Source organism: Nocardia sp. NPDC049190, assembly GCF_040648115.1.
GTDB lineage: Bacteria > Actinomycetota > Actinomycetes > Mycobacteriales > Mycobacteriaceae > Nocardia.
In genome coordinates this window covers 14,956-31,391 of sequence record NZ_JBEZDE010000055.1, presented here as the reverse complement: position 1 = coordinate 31,391, position 16,436 = coordinate 14,956, and the positions used below count along the sequence as shown (strand labels likewise).

General features: G+C 67.2%; 17 protein-coding genes. 10 read left to right on the top strand and 7 right to left on the bottom strand.

Features of this window, described 5'->3' with window-relative positions:
• Positions 1 to 83: 83 nt before the first annotated feature.
• A complete protein-coding gene (locus tag AB0B25_RS29250) occupies positions 84 to 992 on the bottom strand; it encodes an alpha/beta hydrolase (protein ID WP_357186192.1) in 909 nt (302 codons plus the stop codon).
• A gap of 62 nt (positions 993 to 1,054) precedes the next feature.
• Here AB0B25_RS29250 and AB0B25_RS29245 point away from each other — a divergent pair, with 62 nt between their 5' ends.
• Genes AB0B25_RS29245 through AB0B25_RS29235 form a run of 3 tightly spaced genes read left to right on the top strand, consistent with a single transcriptional unit; the run spans position 1,055 to position 2,843 of the window.
• Entirely contained in the window at positions 1,055 to 1,834 is a 780-nt protein-coding gene (locus tag AB0B25_RS29245) for an exodeoxyribonuclease III (RefSeq protein ID WP_357186189.1), read from the top strand.
• Positions 1,831 to 2,346 (top strand): ribonuclease domain-containing protein, encoded by a 516-nt coding sequence (locus AB0B25_RS29240; protein ID WP_357186186.1) that lies wholly within the window; start codon positions 1,831 to 1,833, stop codon positions 2,344 to 2,346. Before AB0B25_RS29245 ends, AB0B25_RS29240 begins: the two co-directional genes overlap by 4 nt.
• Positions 2,346 to 2,843, top strand: coding sequence for a barstar family protein (locus tag AB0B25_RS29235; protein ID WP_357186183.1), 498 nt, complete (start codon positions 2,346 to 2,348; stop codon positions 2,841 to 2,843). Before AB0B25_RS29240 ends, AB0B25_RS29235 begins: the two co-directional genes overlap by 1 nt.
• Positions 2,844 to 2,853: 10 nt before the next feature.
• Here the strand turns inward: AB0B25_RS29235 and AB0B25_RS29230 are convergent, their stop codons facing one another.
• On the bottom strand, positions 2,854 to 3,489 hold the full coding sequence (locus tag AB0B25_RS29230) for a TetR/AcrR family transcriptional regulator (RefSeq protein WP_357186180.1): 636 nt from the start codon (positions 3,487 to 3,489) through the stop codon (positions 2,854 to 2,856).
• A 729-nt stretch (positions 3,490 to 4,218) separates the two neighbouring features.
• Here AB0B25_RS29230 and AB0B25_RS29225 point away from each other — a divergent pair.
• From AB0B25_RS29225 to yhjD, 3 genes are read left to right on the top strand one after another with little or no spacing between them, the layout of a single operon-like run.
• Positions 4,219 to 5,151 carry an oxygenase MpaB family protein gene (locus AB0B25_RS29225; protein WP_357186178.1) on the top strand — a complete coding sequence of 311 codons (933 nt, stop codon included), beginning with the start codon at positions 4,219 to 4,221 and terminating at the stop codon, positions 5,149 to 5,151.
• 21 nt (positions 5,152 to 5,172) lie between these two features.
• Positions 5,173 to 6,204, top strand: coding sequence for a tryptophan--tRNA ligase (trpS, locus tag AB0B25_RS29220; RefSeq protein ID WP_357186176.1), 1,032 nt, complete (start codon positions 5,173 to 5,175; stop codon positions 6,202 to 6,204).
• A gap of 38 nt (positions 6,205 to 6,242) precedes the next feature.
• Positions 6,243 to 7,274 carry an inner membrane protein YhjD gene (yhjD, locus tag AB0B25_RS29215; protein ID WP_357186173.1) on the top strand — a complete coding sequence of 344 codons (1,032 nt, stop codon included), beginning with the start codon at positions 6,243 to 6,245 and terminating at the stop codon, positions 7,272 to 7,274.
• Between the two features lie 19 nt (positions 7,275 to 7,293).
• Here the strand turns inward: yhjD and AB0B25_RS29210 are convergent, their stop codons facing one another.
• Positions 7,294 to 8,574 (bottom strand): D-alanyl-D-alanine carboxypeptidase family protein, encoded by a 1,281-nt coding sequence (locus AB0B25_RS29210; RefSeq protein ID WP_357186170.1) that lies wholly within the window; start codon positions 8,572 to 8,574, stop codon positions 7,294 to 7,296.
• A 129-nt stretch (positions 8,575 to 8,703) separates the two neighbouring features.
• Between AB0B25_RS29210 and AB0B25_RS29205 the strand changes: the two genes are divergently transcribed.
• Positions 8,704 to 10,218, top strand: coding sequence for an MFS transporter (locus tag AB0B25_RS29205; RefSeq protein ID WP_357186168.1), 1,515 nt, complete (start codon positions 8,704 to 8,706; stop codon positions 10,216 to 10,218).
• Positions 10,208 to 10,828, top strand: a complete 621-nt coding sequence (locus AB0B25_RS29200; protein WP_357186165.1) for a TetR family transcriptional regulator — start codon at positions 10,208 to 10,210, stop codon at positions 10,826 to 10,828. Before AB0B25_RS29205 ends, AB0B25_RS29200 begins: the two co-directional genes overlap by 11 nt.
• Positions 10,829 to 10,913: 85 nt before the next feature.
• On the opposite strand, the gene AB0B25_RS29195 is transcribed toward AB0B25_RS29200, so the two are convergent.
• Positions 10,914 to 11,813: a phenylalanine 4-monooxygenase gene (locus AB0B25_RS29195; RefSeq protein WP_357186162.1), complete on the bottom strand. Its 900-nt coding sequence runs from the start codon at positions 11,811 to 11,813 to the stop codon at positions 10,914 to 10,916.
• Complete coding sequence (locus AB0B25_RS29190) at positions 11,761 to 12,363, bottom strand: DUF4396 domain-containing protein (protein WP_357186159.1); 603 nt, start codon at positions 12,361 to 12,363, stop codon at positions 11,761 to 11,763. Before AB0B25_RS29190 ends, AB0B25_RS29195 begins: the two co-directional genes overlap by 53 nt.
• 223 nt (positions 12,364 to 12,586) lie before the next feature.
• Between AB0B25_RS29190 and AB0B25_RS29185 the strand changes: the two genes are divergently transcribed.
• Together AB0B25_RS29185 and radC are read left to right on the top strand one after the other, a co-directional pair.
• Positions 12,587 to 12,790, top strand: coding sequence for a type II toxin-antitoxin system VapB family antitoxin (locus AB0B25_RS29185; RefSeq protein WP_357186156.1), 204 nt, complete (start codon positions 12,587 to 12,589; stop codon positions 12,788 to 12,790).
• Between the two features lie 242 nt (positions 12,791 to 13,032).
• Positions 13,033 to 13,710 (top strand): DNA repair protein RadC, encoded by a 678-nt coding sequence (gene radC, locus AB0B25_RS29180; RefSeq protein ID WP_357186153.1) that lies wholly within the window; start codon positions 13,033 to 13,035, stop codon positions 13,708 to 13,710.
• A gap of 88 nt (positions 13,711 to 13,798) precedes the next feature.
• Here the strand turns inward: radC and AB0B25_RS29175 are convergent, their stop codons facing one another.
• Both AB0B25_RS29175 and sdhA read right to left on the bottom strand, forming a co-directional pair.
• Positions 13,799 to 14,572 (bottom strand): succinate dehydrogenase iron-sulfur subunit, encoded by a 774-nt coding sequence (locus tag AB0B25_RS29175; protein ID WP_357186151.1) that lies wholly within the window; start codon positions 14,570 to 14,572, stop codon positions 13,799 to 13,801.
• Positions 14,572 to 16,353, bottom strand: coding sequence for a succinate dehydrogenase flavoprotein subunit (gene sdhA, locus AB0B25_RS29170; RefSeq protein WP_357186148.1), 1,782 nt, complete (start codon positions 16,351 to 16,353; stop codon positions 14,572 to 14,574). Before sdhA ends, AB0B25_RS29175 begins: the two co-directional genes overlap by 1 nt.
• Positions 16,354 to 16,436: the final 83 nt, after the last annotated feature.

The window sequence follows — 16,436 nt, the reverse complement described above, 5'->3', positions numbered from 1 at the left end:
GCGCACGCGACGAAGTCGCAAGCAGCGGTCGCTCGGACGCGAGCCACAAAAGGGCCGCGAACCCGCCGCGCCCGCGCGGCCAACTACACAGCACGCAGCCGGTTGCGGCTGGCGTACACGTGTTCGGCGATGAGGGTGGCGATCCGATCCGGTGCCTCGAGCATCGGCACGTGACCGACGCCGTTGACCAGGATGCGGTCGGCGGACTCGGGCAGTTCTTTCAAGTAGCGGCGGGCGTAGACGCGGTTGGGGATGATTCGGTCGTATTCCGACAGCAGCAGCCGGACCGGCGTCTGCAGTGTGGACAGGTCTTCTTGCTCCGGCGCACGGATATTGCCGAAGATCATCGGGAGCGTGGCCGGGCAATGCAGTGCGGCGGTGATGGCGGCCGCCGCGTCCCGCCGGGACACCGCGGCGGCGTTCTTGCTCAGCGCGAGCAGCGCGACACGCTGGGCTATCGGGTTGTCGACCGCGAATTCGCCTAGGCGCTTGCCGATTTCCACGAGCGCGGCCAGCGCGAGGAATTTCGTGCTGATCCGCAGTTGGGTGAACGAGGCCGCGTGCCAGCCGCCCGCTGGTGCGATCAGCGTCAGCGTGCGGGCCCGGCCCCGGCGGGCCAGTTCGACGCCGACTTGGCCGCCGAGCGAGTTTCCCGCGATATGGCAGGTGCGCCAACCGAGATCGTCGAGTTGTTCCTCGACCCGATCGGCGAGTGTGTGTACGTCGACCGACCGGTTGTCCGCGGGCGCGCCGCCCCAGTGACCGGCGAACGCGGGTGCGAATACCTCGCACTGCGTCGACAGCCGGGTGGCGGTGTGTTCCCAGCAGTGCGGCGACATCATGAAACCGTGTAACAACAGCAGCGGATCGCCGGAACCCACGTGTAGCGCCTTGATCGGTTGGGCTTTGTTCGCGGGCGCGACGGTTTTTCGCGGGGTGGTGCCGGAGCGATCGGCGGCGGACGATTGGGAGGTGTCAGACGACATCGTCATCACCCCTTCCTGGACGGCGGTGTCCGGGGGAGTTCATCTGTCCAGCATTGTACGGTCGTGAAGTGCCATACATCATCTCGACCGTGAACGTGAATGGTGTCCGCGCGGCCACGGGCAAGGGCATGCTCGCCTGGCTCGCGGCGACCGAAGCCGACATCGTCTGCGTGCAGGAAACCCGCGCCACCGACGAGCAGACCAGGGCGGTGCTGGCGCCGGCGCTCGATGCCGGGTGGTGGCTGTCGCATGCCGAGCCGGAGTCCAAAGGGCGTGCCGGAGTGGGCATTTTGTCCAGACGGGCGCCGAGTGTGGTGCGAATCGGATTCGGCAGCAGCGAGTTCGACGCCTCCGGCCGCTATCTCGAGGCCGATTTCGATGAGGTCACCGTCGCCAGCGTGTATGTGCACTCCGGCGAGGCGGGCACCGTACGCCAGGAGGAGAAATACCGCTTCATGGCCGAGCTCGGCGCCCACCTGACCACACGCACCGGCGATGTCGTGGTGAGCGGAGACTGGAATATCGCGCACACCGAGTTCGATCTGAAGAACTGGAAGGGCAACCGGAAATCGGCCGGGTTCCTGCCCGAGGAACGCGCCTGGATCGACGAGCTACTCGCCGCGGGCTATGTCGATGTGGTGCGTCGCCTGCATCCAGAGGTCGCCGGCCCCTACAGTTGGTGGTCGTACCGTGGACGCGCGTTCGACAACGACTCGGGCTGGCGGATCGACTATCAACTCGTCCGCGGCGACCTCGCCACCCGCGCCAAGCACGCGGTGGTGGAACGCGCCGCCACCTACGACCAGCGCTGGTCCGACCACGCGCCCGTCACGGTGCAGTATCGATGAACGCCACTCCGAAGCTGATCCGCGCCCTCACCGTAGTCGGCGCGGTCGCGCTCGCACTGGTGGTCGTCGCGGTGCTCGCATTGCGCGCCGGCGACGACAACACCCCCGCATCCACCGCGACTGCCCATGCCACCACGGCGCACACCGTGGCGCCGCGCGGCACCGCACCGCACGACGGATCCACCATGTCGCGCGACGGATCCACCATGTCGCCGGTCACCCAGGCGCCCGGTGTCCCGGACCGCGCCTATCTGACGCTGCGCGAGATCGACGCGGGCCGATGGCCGGACTCGGCGAACTCCCCGGGCACCAAGGGCGGCGAGCGCTGGATGAACCGCGGTCGCGACCTGCCGGTCGAGGACGCCTCCGGTAACGCGATGACCTACCAGGAGTGGGACGTCAATCCGAAGCAACCTGGTCGATCCCGCGACGCCGAACGCATCGTCACCGGCAGTGACGGCTCGGCCTGGTATACCGGCGACCACTACAAGACCTTCACGAGGATGCGCTGATGTCACAGTCGGTCCCGCTGTCGCGATTGCTAGCCCGTCCCGTGGACTACGATGCCACGCACGCGGCGCCCGCCGCGGCGCAGCCGCCACCCACGCTCGGCGCCCTCGCGGTCGACGCCGCCGAGTTCAGCGGACTACGGTACAAGGTGCCCTCCGGATATCTGGTGCGCGAGCTGCGCGGCGCGAAAATGCGGACAACCGCCGGCGTTTTCGACGAGTTCGCCGCCGCGTTCCAGTTCCCGTACTACTTCGGCGACAACAAGGACGCGTTCGACGAATGCCTGCGTGACCTCGACGATTTCGTGGGCGACGCAGCCGGATATGTGGCCGCGATCCGCGATTCGGCCGAGCTGCTCACCGACGAGCCGGTCGAGCGGGACTGGTTCGCCGAGGCCATGGGTGACTGCGCGGCCTACTGGGCCCGGCACGAGGTGCTCTTCCGCGTGGTGCTGCAGGGTGACGCGCCCGACATCCGGGATGTGTTGCTGCGGCTGTGACTTCCAGCGCTCACCCCAGCTTGTCGGCCAAGTCCTCGCCGAGTAGCACGAACACGTCGACGGTGTGTTCGATCAGTTCGTCGCGGGTGAGGTCCAGATCGCCCTGCAGCCAGGCGGTCAGCGTCTGGACCAGACCACCGACCAGGTACAACGCGCGGAAATCGATCGCGGGATCCGGGGCCGCAGCACTCATCCGATAGAAGTCGATCCCCTCCGCGGCCACCATTCGCGCGAACACCCGCACCGTTTCGGTGGTGCGGGCGCGCAGCTCCGGCGTCGCCATACCCGCGATCAAGACGACCTTCGCCTTACGCGGGTCATCGGTGAGCAAGTGCACGCCCGCGGTAATCGCCGCATGGGCGGTCGCGCGGGTGTCCGGCGGGGCGGTACGCACGGCCGCGAGAATCGCATCCGCGAGTTCTCCCGCGATCCCATCGATCAACGCCGCGAGCACCGCGTCGCGACTGTCGAAGTTCTCGTAGTAGTACCGCTCGTTCAGCCCGGCCCGCGCACACAGCCCGGACACCGTCAGCTTCGCGAATCCCTCAGTACCGACGATCTCCAACGCGGCCGCCAACAACGCAACACGTCGCTGCGCCCGACGCGCCTGCGCGGAGATGCCCCCATAGGTCCGTTGCGCGGTCACGGTTCGATTCTGGCAGTGTTCGATTTGCAGCGCCTGCGGCGCTGCGGGTTCGCGGCCCCTGTGTGGCTCGCGTCCGAGCGACCGCTGCTTGCGACCTCGTCGCGGGCGCAGCGGCCACTCGGACGCGAGCCGGGCCGCGAACGGGCAATGCTAGGTCTCGCTTCGCTCGGAATGTGGGGTTGAGCTGGTTGGGGTGGGTGAGGTGAGTTTGTTCGGCAGTGTCTGGGGTGTTGGAAAGTGTTTGGTCTGGCTTTGCTGACGAGATCGAGCTCTCCCGTTCACGGCGAAACCCCAGAATTGGCCGCAACTCCACTACCTCTCATGCGCTGCTGAACGAATACAGCCCGCCCCCAACCGCACAACACCGCTACGAACCAGTTCAACCGCCACTTCCAATCGCTCGAGAAAGGGGAGTGAGCCAATGCGGTTGCGTGGACCGGTGGCTTGCGTGGGTTGGTGGCCCGGCGTCCGGACCGTGTGGCGTGGCTGATGTCGAGCGGTCGTCGGGCGCGCGGGCCAGGGTTTCTGTGCACCAGATCGTTGAGGTATGCGGGTTCGGTTGTTGTCGTGACGGCGACGCTACGTGTTCGCCGCGGGGTGGCGGTCGATGGCAACTGCCAGGGTGGGGTGGTCAGGGTGGATTCGCGCCGCGATTCTGGTAGGGGCTATTGCCAGAATGGCTGATTCTGGTGGATGCTGTTGTCGGATGTTCTCGATGAGGAGGCGGCGATGGCCCAACCCGGCTACTTCAGTGACCACTCCATGATTCGACGGGTCATGAGCAAGCGCGCGGTCGGTCTCAGCTATGGCCTGCGTGCCCTGGTCGTCGGCGCGGTGCATCCGCTGCTCTACGTCGGTACCGCGGAGCACACCGAGCATCGGATGACCCCGTATACCAGGCTCGCGCTGACCGGGCGCCTGTTCGAGGCGGTATTCCTGGGCAGCAAGGACGAGGCCGATCGGGCGCTGGCGTTCACCACGAACAAGCACGTCAGGGTGCGGGGTGTGCTGCCCGAGGATGCGGGTGTCCGGCACCCGGCGGGCACCGGCTACTCCGCGCTCGACCCGCACCTGATGTTCATGACGATGGCCTTCACCTTCGACTCGGCCGAGGTGATGTACGACCTGCTGGTGCGCACCATGACCGACGGCGAACGCGAGGCCCTCTACCAGGATTACGTGCGCTGGGGCGAGTTGTTCGGCATGCCGGTGGACGCGGCGCCCCGCAGCTACCGGGAGTTCCGCGCCTACTTCGACGGCTACCTCGCCTCCGACGAACTGTTCCTCACCGATGAGGCGCGGATGGTCGGTTCCTACCTGGCCGGGCAGCGCGTGCCCTACCCGCAAGGGGTGCCGCTGCAGCAGGTCACCTCGGCGTTCTATCTCCTCGTGCAGGGCAGCCTGCCGTCCCGGATTCGCCGGATGTACGGCATGCACTGGTGTATCGCCGACGAGGTCGCCTATCGGGCGCTGGCGCACGCGGTCCGCACTGCCCACGCGTCGGTGCCACTGGTGCCGCCGGTGCTGCGCGGCACCCTGGCCGGGCCGAGCGCGCCGGTCTACCGGCTGATCTCGAAACGCGAACATCGATTGGTCGGTACCGGTCGGCCGAGTATGCCCGGTATCGATCCGCGCAATCGGGTGCGGCGAAATTCGGCTTGAGTCCCATGCGAAGATCGGGGTATGTCCAGTCCTGCGCCCGCCCCGGCCGCCGAACGCAAGCAGCGAGTCCTGTCCGGGATCCAGCCGACCAGCTCGTCGTTCCATCTCGGAAACTACCTTGGCGCGCTGCAGTACTGGGTGACCATGCAGGATGACTATGACGCGTTGTACTTCATCCCGAACCTGCACGCCATCACGGTGCCGCAGGATCCCAAACAGTTGCAGACGCGCACCAAGGCCGCCGCCGCGCAGCTGCTCGCGCTCGGCATCGATCCGAAGAAGTCCACGCTGTTCGCGCAGAGTCAGGTGCCCGAGCACGCCGAACTCACCTGGGTGCTCAACTGCCTCACCGGTTTCGGTGAGGCCAGCCGGATGACCCAGTTCAAGGACAAATCGGTCAAGCAGGGCGCTGATAACGCGACCGTCGGCCTGTTCACCTATCCGGTGCTGATGGCCGCGGATATCCTGCTCTACCGCGCCCATCAGGTGCCGGTCGGCGAGGATCAGCGTCAGCATTTGGAGCTGACCCGAAACCTGGCCCAGCGCTTCAACACTCGATTCAAGAAGACCTTCGTGGTGCCGGAAGCGCACATCGTCAAAGGCACCGCGAAGATCTACGACCTGCAGGACCCGACCTCGAAGATGAGCAAGTCGGCCTCCACCGACGCGGGCTTGATCAACCTGCTCGACGATCCGAAGCTCACCGCGAAGAAGGTGCGGTCGGCGGTGACCGACACCGAACGCGAGATCCGCTACGACCCGGAGCAGAAGCCTGGTGTCAGTAACCTACTGGTGATTCTCAGTTCGCTCACCGGTGCGCCGATCGTGACGCTGGAGAGGGATTTCGCGGGCAAGGGTTACGGCGACCTGAAGGCCGACGTCGCCGACGCGCTGGTCGAATTTGTCACACCGTTGCGCGCGAAGGTGCAAGAGTACATGTCGGATCAAGGCGAACTCGACCGTATCCTCGCCGGCGGAGCCGAGCGGGCGCGAGAGATCGCCGGCAACACCCTCGCACAGGTTTACGACCGGGTCGGCCTACTGGCCCGCTAGGCGGCGCCTGCGGGGTCTCTCGGTCGAAGGGGCGCGTGGTGCAGGTGGTCGACAACATCAAGGCCGGGATCGAACGCCGGATCCAGGCGCAGCCGTGGCTGGACCATCTGGTCCGGGCGGGTGGTCGATATCAGCGACAGCGCGGGGACTGCTACGCCGCGGGTGTCACATATTTCACCGTCCTGTCACTGTTTCCGCTGTTGATGGTGGCCTTCTCGATCGCCGGTATCGTGCTGTCCAGCAATCCGGAGCTGCTGGAGGAGCTGCGGACCAAGATCGTCGACAATATCTCGGGGTCGCTCGGCGCCCAGTTGAACGACTTGGTCGATCGCGCGGTCGATTCGCGGGGCACGGTCGGCACGCTCGGGCTGCTTGCCGGTGTCTACACCGGCCTCGGCTGGATGGCCAACCTGCGCGCCGCGCTCACCGAGCAGTGGGAACAGCAGCACCCGGACGGCAACTGGCTGGTCACCAAGCTCTCCGATCTCGGCGCGCTGATCGGGCTCGGCCTCGCGTTCGTGGTCTCGCTGGGTCTGTCGGCGTTGGCGTCGAGCACCCTCGGGGCCCGGCTGATCAGCGCGGTCGGTCTTGCCCAGCTGCCCGGTGCCCGGCTACTGCTGGCACTGGTGTCGACCGTGCTCGGGTTCCTCGCCTCCTGGGCGGTCTTCGCCTGGGTCATCGCCCGGCTGCCGCGGGAACCGGTCACGCTGGCCAGCGCGGCCAAGGCGGCGGCGCTGGCCGCGGTGGCGTTCGAGGCGTTCAAGGTCGTCGCTTCGATCTATCTGCGTTCCGTGTTGAGTAGCCCCGCGGGCGCTGCGTTCGGGTCGATCATCGGTCTGATGGTGTTCATCTACGTGACCTATCGCATCATCCTGTTCGCCACCGCCTGGGCCGCCACCGCCACCGAGAACGAGCCGGAAGCCGAGATCCCCGCGCCCGGCCCCGCGGTGATCGCGCCGCGGGTCGGCGCCCGCGACGTATCCCTGGGTGTCGGCGCCGCGTTCTTCGGTATGGGCGCCCTTGCTGTCCTGGCGCTGTCGGAACTGCGTCGACTACCTGGTCGACGCTGACGCCTCGGGATGCTCCGAACTAGCGTCGGCGGTTGGCCCTTCGCGCGCCGACCAACAGGGCCGCGATCGCGATGACGCCGCCGACGATCAGGACGGTCCGGGTGCTGGCAGGTCGGTCTACGTCCAGTGGAGCCGCGGCGGAATGGCCGGCGCCGCGCACCGGAGGCGCGGCGAGAGCGACTTCGGTCTGCGGAGCGTCCGCGGTGGCATCGGGCAGGTTGCCGATCGCCGAGCCGCGCGGGAGCGCGAAGCCGTAGTCGAGCAACCGGGCCGCCTGCTCCCAGGGGCGCAGCGGCCGGACATCGCCTTTCAGCAAGGTGACGGCAAGCCGTCGGCCGTCGCGCTGCGCGGCGGCGACGAACGTCTGCCTGGCGTCGTCGGTGAAGCCGGTCTTGCCGCCGAGGGCGCCGTCGTAGTCGTAGAGCAGGTGGTTGTCGTTGCCGATGGGGAAGCCGGGGTGGTCGGTGTCCCCGGGGATCGCCGGATTCGCCGGATAGCCGGGGAAGTCCACCTGTTCGGTGTGGATCAGCTCGGCGAACAGCGGAATCGTCATGGCCTCGCGGAACAGCACGGCGAGGTCGTAGGCCGAGGTGCTCATGCCGGGGCCGTCCAGGCCCGAGGGGCTGGCCGCGCGAGTGTCCAAGGCGTGCAGGGACTTCGCCAGTTCGTTCATCTTCGCGACCGCGGCCGCGTCGCCACCGAGTTGGGCGGCGATGGCATGTGCGGCGTCGTTGCCCGAGGCCATGATCAATGCCTGCATCAGCTGCCGGTTGGTGTAGTGGCCGCCCGGACCGATGCCGACTCTGGTGCCGTCGCTGTCGGCGTCCTCCTGGGTGCCGATCACCACTGTGTTCAGATCCAGTGTGCGCAGCGCGACCGTGGCCAGCAGCACTTTGATCGTGCTGGCCGGGCGGTAGCGACCGTGCGGGTCCTTCGCGGCAAGCACCTCGCCGCTGTCCAGGTCGGCGAGCAGCCACGCGGTCGCCGAAATATCCTGCGGCGCAGGCGGTGCGTTCTGGGGCAGCACCATGCCGCACTCGCCGAGCCGGTCGCCGCCGACCGGGGGTGTCGAGATCGGCAGCGGCGCCGGCGCGGATTGTCCCGGCGCGGGGACTTCGGATAAGTCGATCGGCGCGGGCGGCTGCGTCTTCTGCGGGCAGCTGTCGGTATTCGGGGTGGTGAACGGCGTGGTCGTGCTCGGCACGGCGAGCGATGGCGCGGCCGTAGCCCCGATCGCGGCGCCTGCCAGCACGGCGCCGACGCAGAGCGCGGCGCGGCGGCGGAACTCCCTGATCTTCATCGGCACCGAGCCTAGCGATCGTTGCGCCTGGGGGCCGAACGTGAACCCGAGCGCCGATTCTATATTGACATACTCACTCAAGTGAAAGATTCTATCAAAAGGTTGTTACTTCTATTTCGTGGAGGACCGATGCAGTTCGACTCGACCCGCCGCTGGCTGGCCCTCGGCGCGCTCGCGGTGGCGATGCTGACCATCGGGCTGGATGTCACTGTGCTGACCGTGGCGCTGCCCACCCTCGCTGTCGACCTGAATGCCGATACCGCCGGGCTGCAATGGTTCAGCAGCGCATACACGCTGGCGCTGGCCGCCGTGATGCTGCCCGCCGGCGCGCTCGGCGACCGCTACGGACGCAAGAAGTTCCTGCTCGCCGCGCTACTGCTGTTCGGAGCCGCTTCGCTCGCCTGTGCCGGGTCCACCTCGGCTGATCAGCTCATCGCCGCGCGTGTCGTGCTCGGTATCGCGGCGGCGGCGATGATGCCGCTGTCGATGTCGGTGTTGCCGGCGATGTTTCCGGAACCGGTCGAGCGGCAGCGCGCCCTCACCATCTGGATCACGTCGACCGCGATCGGATTGCCGCTGGGCCCGATCGTGGGCGGCTGGCTGCTGCGCAACTTCTGGTGGGGCTCGGTGTTCCTGATCAACGTTCCGATGGCGGTGATCGGCGCGGCCGCCGTCGCCGCGCTGGTTCCGGAATCGCGGAGCGCTCATCGCTTCCGCCTCGACCTGCCCGGTGTCGTGCTGTCGGCCGCGGGCATGCTCGGCCTCACCTACGGATTCATCCGGATCGGCGAGCGGGGTTGGGGAGACGGCCCCGCCTGGGCGGCTGTCCTGGCTGGAGCGCTGCTGCTCGGCGCGTTCGGCGTGTGGCAGCGCAGGGCCACTCAGCCGTTGATCGACTTCGCGCTCTTCGCCTCCGACGGGTTCCGGTGGGGCACGGCCTTTTCCATCGTGGTGAACTTCGCCCTGTTCGGCATGTTCTTCACTGTCCCGCAGTATTTCCAGGCGGTGCTCGGTGTGGACGCGCTCGGCAGTGGACTGCGGCTGCTTCCCCTGATCGGTGGCCTGCTGGTCGGGAGCAGGCTGGTGGACAAGTTGCTGCTGAAGCTGAGCGTCCGCGTGGTGCTCACCGCGGGGTTCGGGCTGCTCGCGGGCTCGCTTGCCCTGGGTTCGGGAACCGGAGTGGACAGCGGCTACGGGTACACCGCGCTGTGGATCACGCTGCTCGGCGCGGGTATGGGCTTGGTACTGCCCGCGTCCACGGGCTTGGCGATGGGTGAGCTGACCGCGGAGCGCTCGGGGTCCGGTTCCGCGCTGTTGCAGGCGCTGCGCCAAGCCGGCGGCACGATCGGCGTCGCGGTGCTCGGTACCGTCCTGTCGACCCGGTACCGGTCCGAACTGGGGGAGTTCAATCGCGATCCGGTCGCCGACGGTGTCAACGCGGGTGTCGCGACCGCGCGCAAGCTGGGCGATCCGTCGATGCTGCACCAGGTGCAGAGCGCGTTCGTCGGCGGAATGGGTGCGATGCTGGGGGTCTGCGCGGCACTGTGTCTGCTCGCCTCGATGGTGACCGTGGCGTTCGTCCGCTCGAAGCGGCCGGCCGAGGTGCCCGAGCCTGGTGCGGCAGAATCAACTCATGTCGGATGAGCTACCCGCGGACGGTACGGTGAAGGGTCTGCGCGAGCGGAAGAAAGAACGGACACGCCGGACGATCCGGCTCGAGGCGTTCCGGCTGTTCCGCGAACAGGGCTACGCCGAGACCACCGTCGAGCAGATCGCCGCGGCCGCCGAAGTATCGCCGAGCACCTTCTTCCGCTACTTCCCGACCAAGGAACAGCTGGTACTCGCCGACGACCTGGATCCAATGATGATCGACGCGCTGCGCCGCCAGCCGCGCGACGTCGCGCCGATGATCGCCCTCCGCAACGTGGTGGTCGAGGTCTTCGGAAGTCTGCCCGTCGCCCAGCTGGCGTTCGAACAGGAGCGGCAGGCGCTGCTGTATCACGTGCCCGAGCTGCGCTCGGCCATCGGCTTGGAGATCGTGCGCAGCATCGATCTGATCGCGGGGCTGCTGGCCGACCACCTCGGGCGCGCTGCCGACGATTTCGAGGTACGGGTGGCCTCGGGTGCGCTGGCGGGCGCCGCGCTCGCCATCTCGACGATGACGCCGATGAATGTCGACAACATCAGTCGCGCGTTGGATTTCCTCGCGGCGGGGCTTCCGCTCGGACCCGCGCGCGAGGCCGGGCAAGTCTGAGGGCGAGATGGGTCGACTTCCGGCCGGGACTGACCTTGTCCCGCCGCACGATCGAACCAGTCCAGCCCAGCGGGATTGCGTGAACCTATGCCGCCCCGGCGGCACTCGACTGCCGCAGCCGTTCGGGGGTGTCGTCGTCCATGGTGGCGAAGAAGCCTCCGATTACGTCTTCGATCTCGGTGATCGACCGTGCGCAATAGAGGATCGGCTGGTAGTGGGTGATGTCGTAGACCGCGGCGCCCATCGCGCCGACGTCGAGCGGGCGTAGATCGGCGTGCCGGAACTCTTCGATCTCGCCATACGACGACAGCAGACCCGCACCGTAGCAACGGATCTCGTCACCCTCGCGGACGACACCGAATTCCATCGAGAACCAGAACACGTTGGCGAGGAACTTCAGCGCGTCCTCGGTGCTCAACCTGCCCACGGCCGCGCCGACTTCGGCGTAGACGGCCGCGAACCGGGGGCTGGCGATCTGGTTGGCGTGTCCGATGATCTCGTGGATGGCATCGGGCTCCGGCGTGTACAGCGGTGCGGAGTGATGGCGGATGTACTGCGTGGAATGGAAGGTCCGGTCGGCGAAGGAGCCGAAGAACTCTCGCAGCGGCACCAGACCCGCTGCCGGGGCGTAACGGAACCCACTCAATGGCGCGAGCGCGGCCGACACCTCGTCCAGTTGCGGGATGTAATCGGTCGGAAGGGCGAGCGCTTCGGCTGCCGCGAGCACCTCCGCGCTGGCGTACCTGCGGTGCTTGCGCGTCAGCTCGGCGGACACGATCCGCCACACCTGTTGTTCCTCTTCGGTGTAAGCGACGTGGGGGAGCGCGCCGCCGGGTGTGTAGTTCAGCGCCAGCGCTGCGATGGCATTGCGGCGGGCCCGGTATTCCGGGTCGCGCACGCCGGGGTGCTCGTCGCTCAGGTGTACCGTCACATCACCGTCGCCGGTGCGGGTCACCGGCGAGTAGAGCTGCGCTTCGTTGAACATACGTCGATGCAAGCACCGCTCGGCGCTGCCGACAATGAGAGCCCACCCAGCTTAGCAATATGCCTAGCTGAACCCGGTTTCTACGGTACTTTCGGCAGCCCGACGGCGCTGCAGGCGGTGTTCTGAGCAGTGGCCGGACAGCGAATGCGCCAGGACGTGGCCCGGTGCCACGCCCGATCATCCACTTGTTCACCGGCGTGGTCAGCACGAACGCCACCGCCAGCGCGGACGCCGAGGTCGCCCAGAACGGCACGCTGTCCAGCTGGGCGTTCATCGCGCCGGGGACGGCGGGGATCACGGCGCTGTCCACGATCTCCATAACAGTGACCGACACGGTATCCGCCGCGAGGGCGGTGGTGACGGCGGCAGATAGTGGCGGTCCTGGTTTCAGCACCGCGCGCATGGTGAACGCGTAGCCGAAAAAAAGGCCAGCGACGGCTGTCGCCCTTGTCGAGCCGTTGTTCCAGCCCAGGGCAGTGCCGATCACTATGCCCAGAATTTCGCCGAGACCGCAGCCGATCAGGCAGTGCAGCGTCGCCGTGGCGGCCATCCGCCAGGTAGCCAGTGTGAGTACTGGCCGGTACTTGCGGACCGTCGCGCGGTGGCATGCGTCGCCGGTGTGGCAGCCGTGAGGTCTTCGTCGGGCGGGCCGTGCCTGCGTTCCCTCCGATAAACAATACCCCCGTACAGTATATTGCCCGGACCGAGTTCGCGATTTGCCGCACATGAGCGGGCATCATGGCGCAAGATAACGAATGTATTAAGGAGGACGCATGAAATCCGTGCGGATCGATCTCGACCAGAAATTGCTCGACGCGGCCGCCGCGATCATGGGCACCTCGACGAGCGAGGCCACCGTCAACGAGGCCTTGCGCCGAATCGTCGTGCACGAGCGTCAGCTGCATCATCTGGAGAAGCTGGCCGCGACCGCCTTGTTCCCGCTGCCCGAGTCGGAGGTCGCAGTCGTCGACCGATAGTCGCCGTCCCCTGCTCGCGGCGTCCCGGTCGACGCGAGACCGGTGTACACGAAAGGAGACGTGCGGTCGAGGAGGTGCGCCCGTGCACGTCGCGCGGCGCAAAGCCTCCGGCTTCGCAGGCAGTGTGCCTGTCGGGGGCGATCGGCCGGACATCGAGCACGCGACCCTCGTCGTGCGCCCGAGCCCTGTCGGTGGGTGCTGGCAGAATTCGTGGGACTGTTGGTGTGCCGAGGGGTGGAAACATGGCGGTCTCTCTTATTGATCTGCCGGTCGGACAGCGACCGCGCGAACGGTTGCTGGCGCTCGGGCCGCAGGCACTCAGCGATGTGGAGCTGCTCGCGCTGTTGTTGCGGCACGGCAGGCGCGGTGCGAGCGTGCTGGAGCTGGCGGCGGAATTGCTGGTCGAGCACGGTGGGCTGACCGGGTTGGCGTCGGCGCGTCCGGAGGAGTTGTCGCGTCGGGCCGGGATCGGGGTGGCCAAGGCGTCGGCGCTCATTGCCGCGTTCCACCTCGGCGCACGGGCGCGCGGCGGTCCGGATGCGACGATCCGGCTCCGCAGTGCGGTCGACGTCGCCTGCGCTGCGCGACCGCAGTTCGCGGGTACGCGGGTCGAGCGACTGCTGGTGCTGGTGTGCGATGCGCAGAACCAACTACGGCAGCAGGTATTCGTCGCGCAGGGAGCTGTCGATCAGGTCGCCGTCCCGGTCCGGGAGATCATGAACACGGTGCTACGGCACGACGGTCGCGCCTTCGCCGTGGTGCACAACCACCCCTCCGGCGACCCCACGCCCAGCGTGGACGACCGTCGCGCCACCACACTACTGGCTGAAGCCGCCCACACGGTGGGTTTGCGATTCCTCGACCATGTGGTGATAGCGGGTGAGGCATGGGCCAGCGCACCGGGGTATCCGGCGCCCTGACCGGAAGCTGCCGCACGGGCAATCGACGATAACAGCGAAGGCCGCCTTCCTCGAACGAGGAAGGCGGCCTTCGTGTGGTGGCCCGATTTCAGCGAGTGAAGAGCAGGGCTCGCTTGACTTCCTGGATGGCCTTCGTGACCTCGATGCCGCGCGGGCAGGCATCGGTGCAGTTGAAGGTGGTGCGGCAGCGCCAGACGCCTTCGACGTCGTTGAGGATGTCGAGGCGCTCGCGGGCGCCTTCGTCGCGGCTGTCGAAGATGAAGCGGTGGGCGTTCACGATCGCGGCCGGGCCGAAGTAGCTGCCGTCACTCCAATACACGGGGCAGGAGGTGGTGCAGCAGGCGCACAGGATGCACTTGGTGGTGTCGTCGAACCTGGCGCGATCGGCCTGGCTCTGGATGCGCTCACGGGTCGGTTCGTTGCCCGAGGTCATCAGGTACGGCTTGACCGCGCGGAACGCGTCGAAGAACGGCTCCATGTCCACCACGAGGTCCTTCTCCACGGGCAGGCCGCGGATCGGCTCGACGGTGACGGTGACCGGCTTGCCGTCCTTGGGCAGCATGTCCTTCATCAGCACCTTGCAGGCCAGCCGGTTCACTCCGTTGATCCGCATGGCGTCCGAACCACAGACGCCATGCGCGCACGAGCGACGGAAGGTGAGCGTGCCGTCCAGGTAGGACTTGATGTAGATGAGCACGTTCAGGAAGCGGTCGGTCGACAGGACCGGTACCTGGAACGACTCCCAGTGCGCACCCTTGTCGTCCTCCGGGTTGAAACGCGCGACCTTGACGGTGACCATCACCGACCCCTCGGGGACCGGTGCGGGTGCCTGCGGTGCGGGTGCTTCGGCTACAGCAGTCATCAGTACTTACGCTCCATCGGCTCGTAACGGGTCTGCACCACCGGCTTGTGGTCGAGGCGGATCTCGGAGATGAGTTCGGCAGGAGATCCCGCTTCGATTTCCTTGTAGGCCATCGTGTGCCGCATGAAGTTCACGTCGTCGCGGTTCGGGTAGTCCTCGCGGGCGTGGCCGCCACGGGTTTCCCTGCGGTTGAGCGCACCGACCACGGTGACCTCGGCCAGTTCGAGCAGGAAGCCGAGTTCGACGGCTTCGAGCAGGTCACTGTTGTACCGCTTGCCCTTGTCCTGCACCGTGATCCGCGTGTAACGCTCCTTGAGCGCGTGGATATCGGTGAGGGCCTGCTTGAGCGTGTCCTCGGTGCGGAACACCGAGGCGTTGTTGTCCATCGAGCGCTGCAGTTCGGTGCGGATGTCGGCCACCCGCTCGTTGCCGTGCTCGGACAGGATCAGTGCGAGCCAGTCCTGCACCATCCGTGCCGGGTTCTCCGGCATATCGACGAACTCGCTGCGCTGCGCGTACTCCGCGGCGGCGATGCCGGCGCGGCGACCGAACACGTTGATGTCCAGCAGCGAGTTCGTGCCGAGGCGGTTGGCGCCGTGCACCGAGACGCACGCGCACTCGCCCGCCGCGTACAGGCCGGGCACGACATCGGAGTTGTTGCGCAGGACCTCGCCACGGATTCGGGTCGGGATACCACCCATGACGTAGTGGCAGGTCGGGAACACCGGCACCAGTTCTTTCACCGGGTCCACGCCGAGGTAGGTGCGGGCGAACTCGGTGATGTCGGGCAGCTTCTCCTCGAGCACGTCCTCGCCGAGGTGGGTCACGTCGATGTAGACGTAGTCCTTGTTCGGCCCGGCGCCACGGCCCTCCAGTACCTCGAGCACCATCGACCGGGCGACGATGTCACGCGGCGCGAGGTCCTTGATGGTGGGGGCGTAGCGCTCCATGAAGCGCTCGCCGTCGGCGTTGCGCAGGATGCCGCCCTCGCCGCGGACGGCCTCGGAGATCAGGATGCCGAGCCCAGCCAAGCCGGTCGGATGGAACTGGTGGAACTCCATGTCCTCCAGCGGAAGACCCTTGCGGAACACGATCGCCATGCCGTCACCGGTCAGCGTGTGCGCGTTCGAGGTGGTCTTGTACATCCGGCCCGAGCCGCCCGTGGCGAACACGATCGACTTGGCGTGGAAGACGTGGATATCGCCGGTGGCCAGCTCGTAGGCGACCACACCGGTGGCGATCGGACCGCGGTCGCTCTCGGTGAGCACCAGATCCAGCACGTAGAACTCGTTGTAGAACTCCACGTCGTGCTTGACGCAGTTCTGGTAGAGCGTCTGCAGGATCATGTGGCCGGTGCGGTCGGCGGCATAGCAGGCCCGGCGGACCGGGGCCTTGCCGTGGTCGCGGGTGTGGCCACCGAAGCGACGCTGATCGATCTTGCCCTCGGGCGTGCGGTTGAACGGCAGGCCCATCTTCTCCAGGTCGAGCACCGCGTCGATGGCCTCCTTGGCCATGATCTCCGCGGCGTCCTGGTCGACCAGGTAGTCACCACCCTTGACGGTGTCGAAGGTGTGCCACTCCCAGTTGTCCTCTTCGACGTTGGCCAGCGCGGCGCACATGCCACCCTGGGCGGCGCCGGTGTGACTGCGGGTCGGGTACAACTTGGTCAGCACCGCGGTGCGAACACGCGGACCCGCCTCGATCGCGGCACGCATACCCGCGCCACCCGCGCCGACGATCACCACGTCGTAGCGATGCTCCTGAACCCGGGATTCACTCATGCGTGCACCTCGTTGCGGTCGGCTCCGGCATGTGCGAAGCACGCCGAGTCGATGATTCGTCGCGCGAAACACGCCGACTCGAT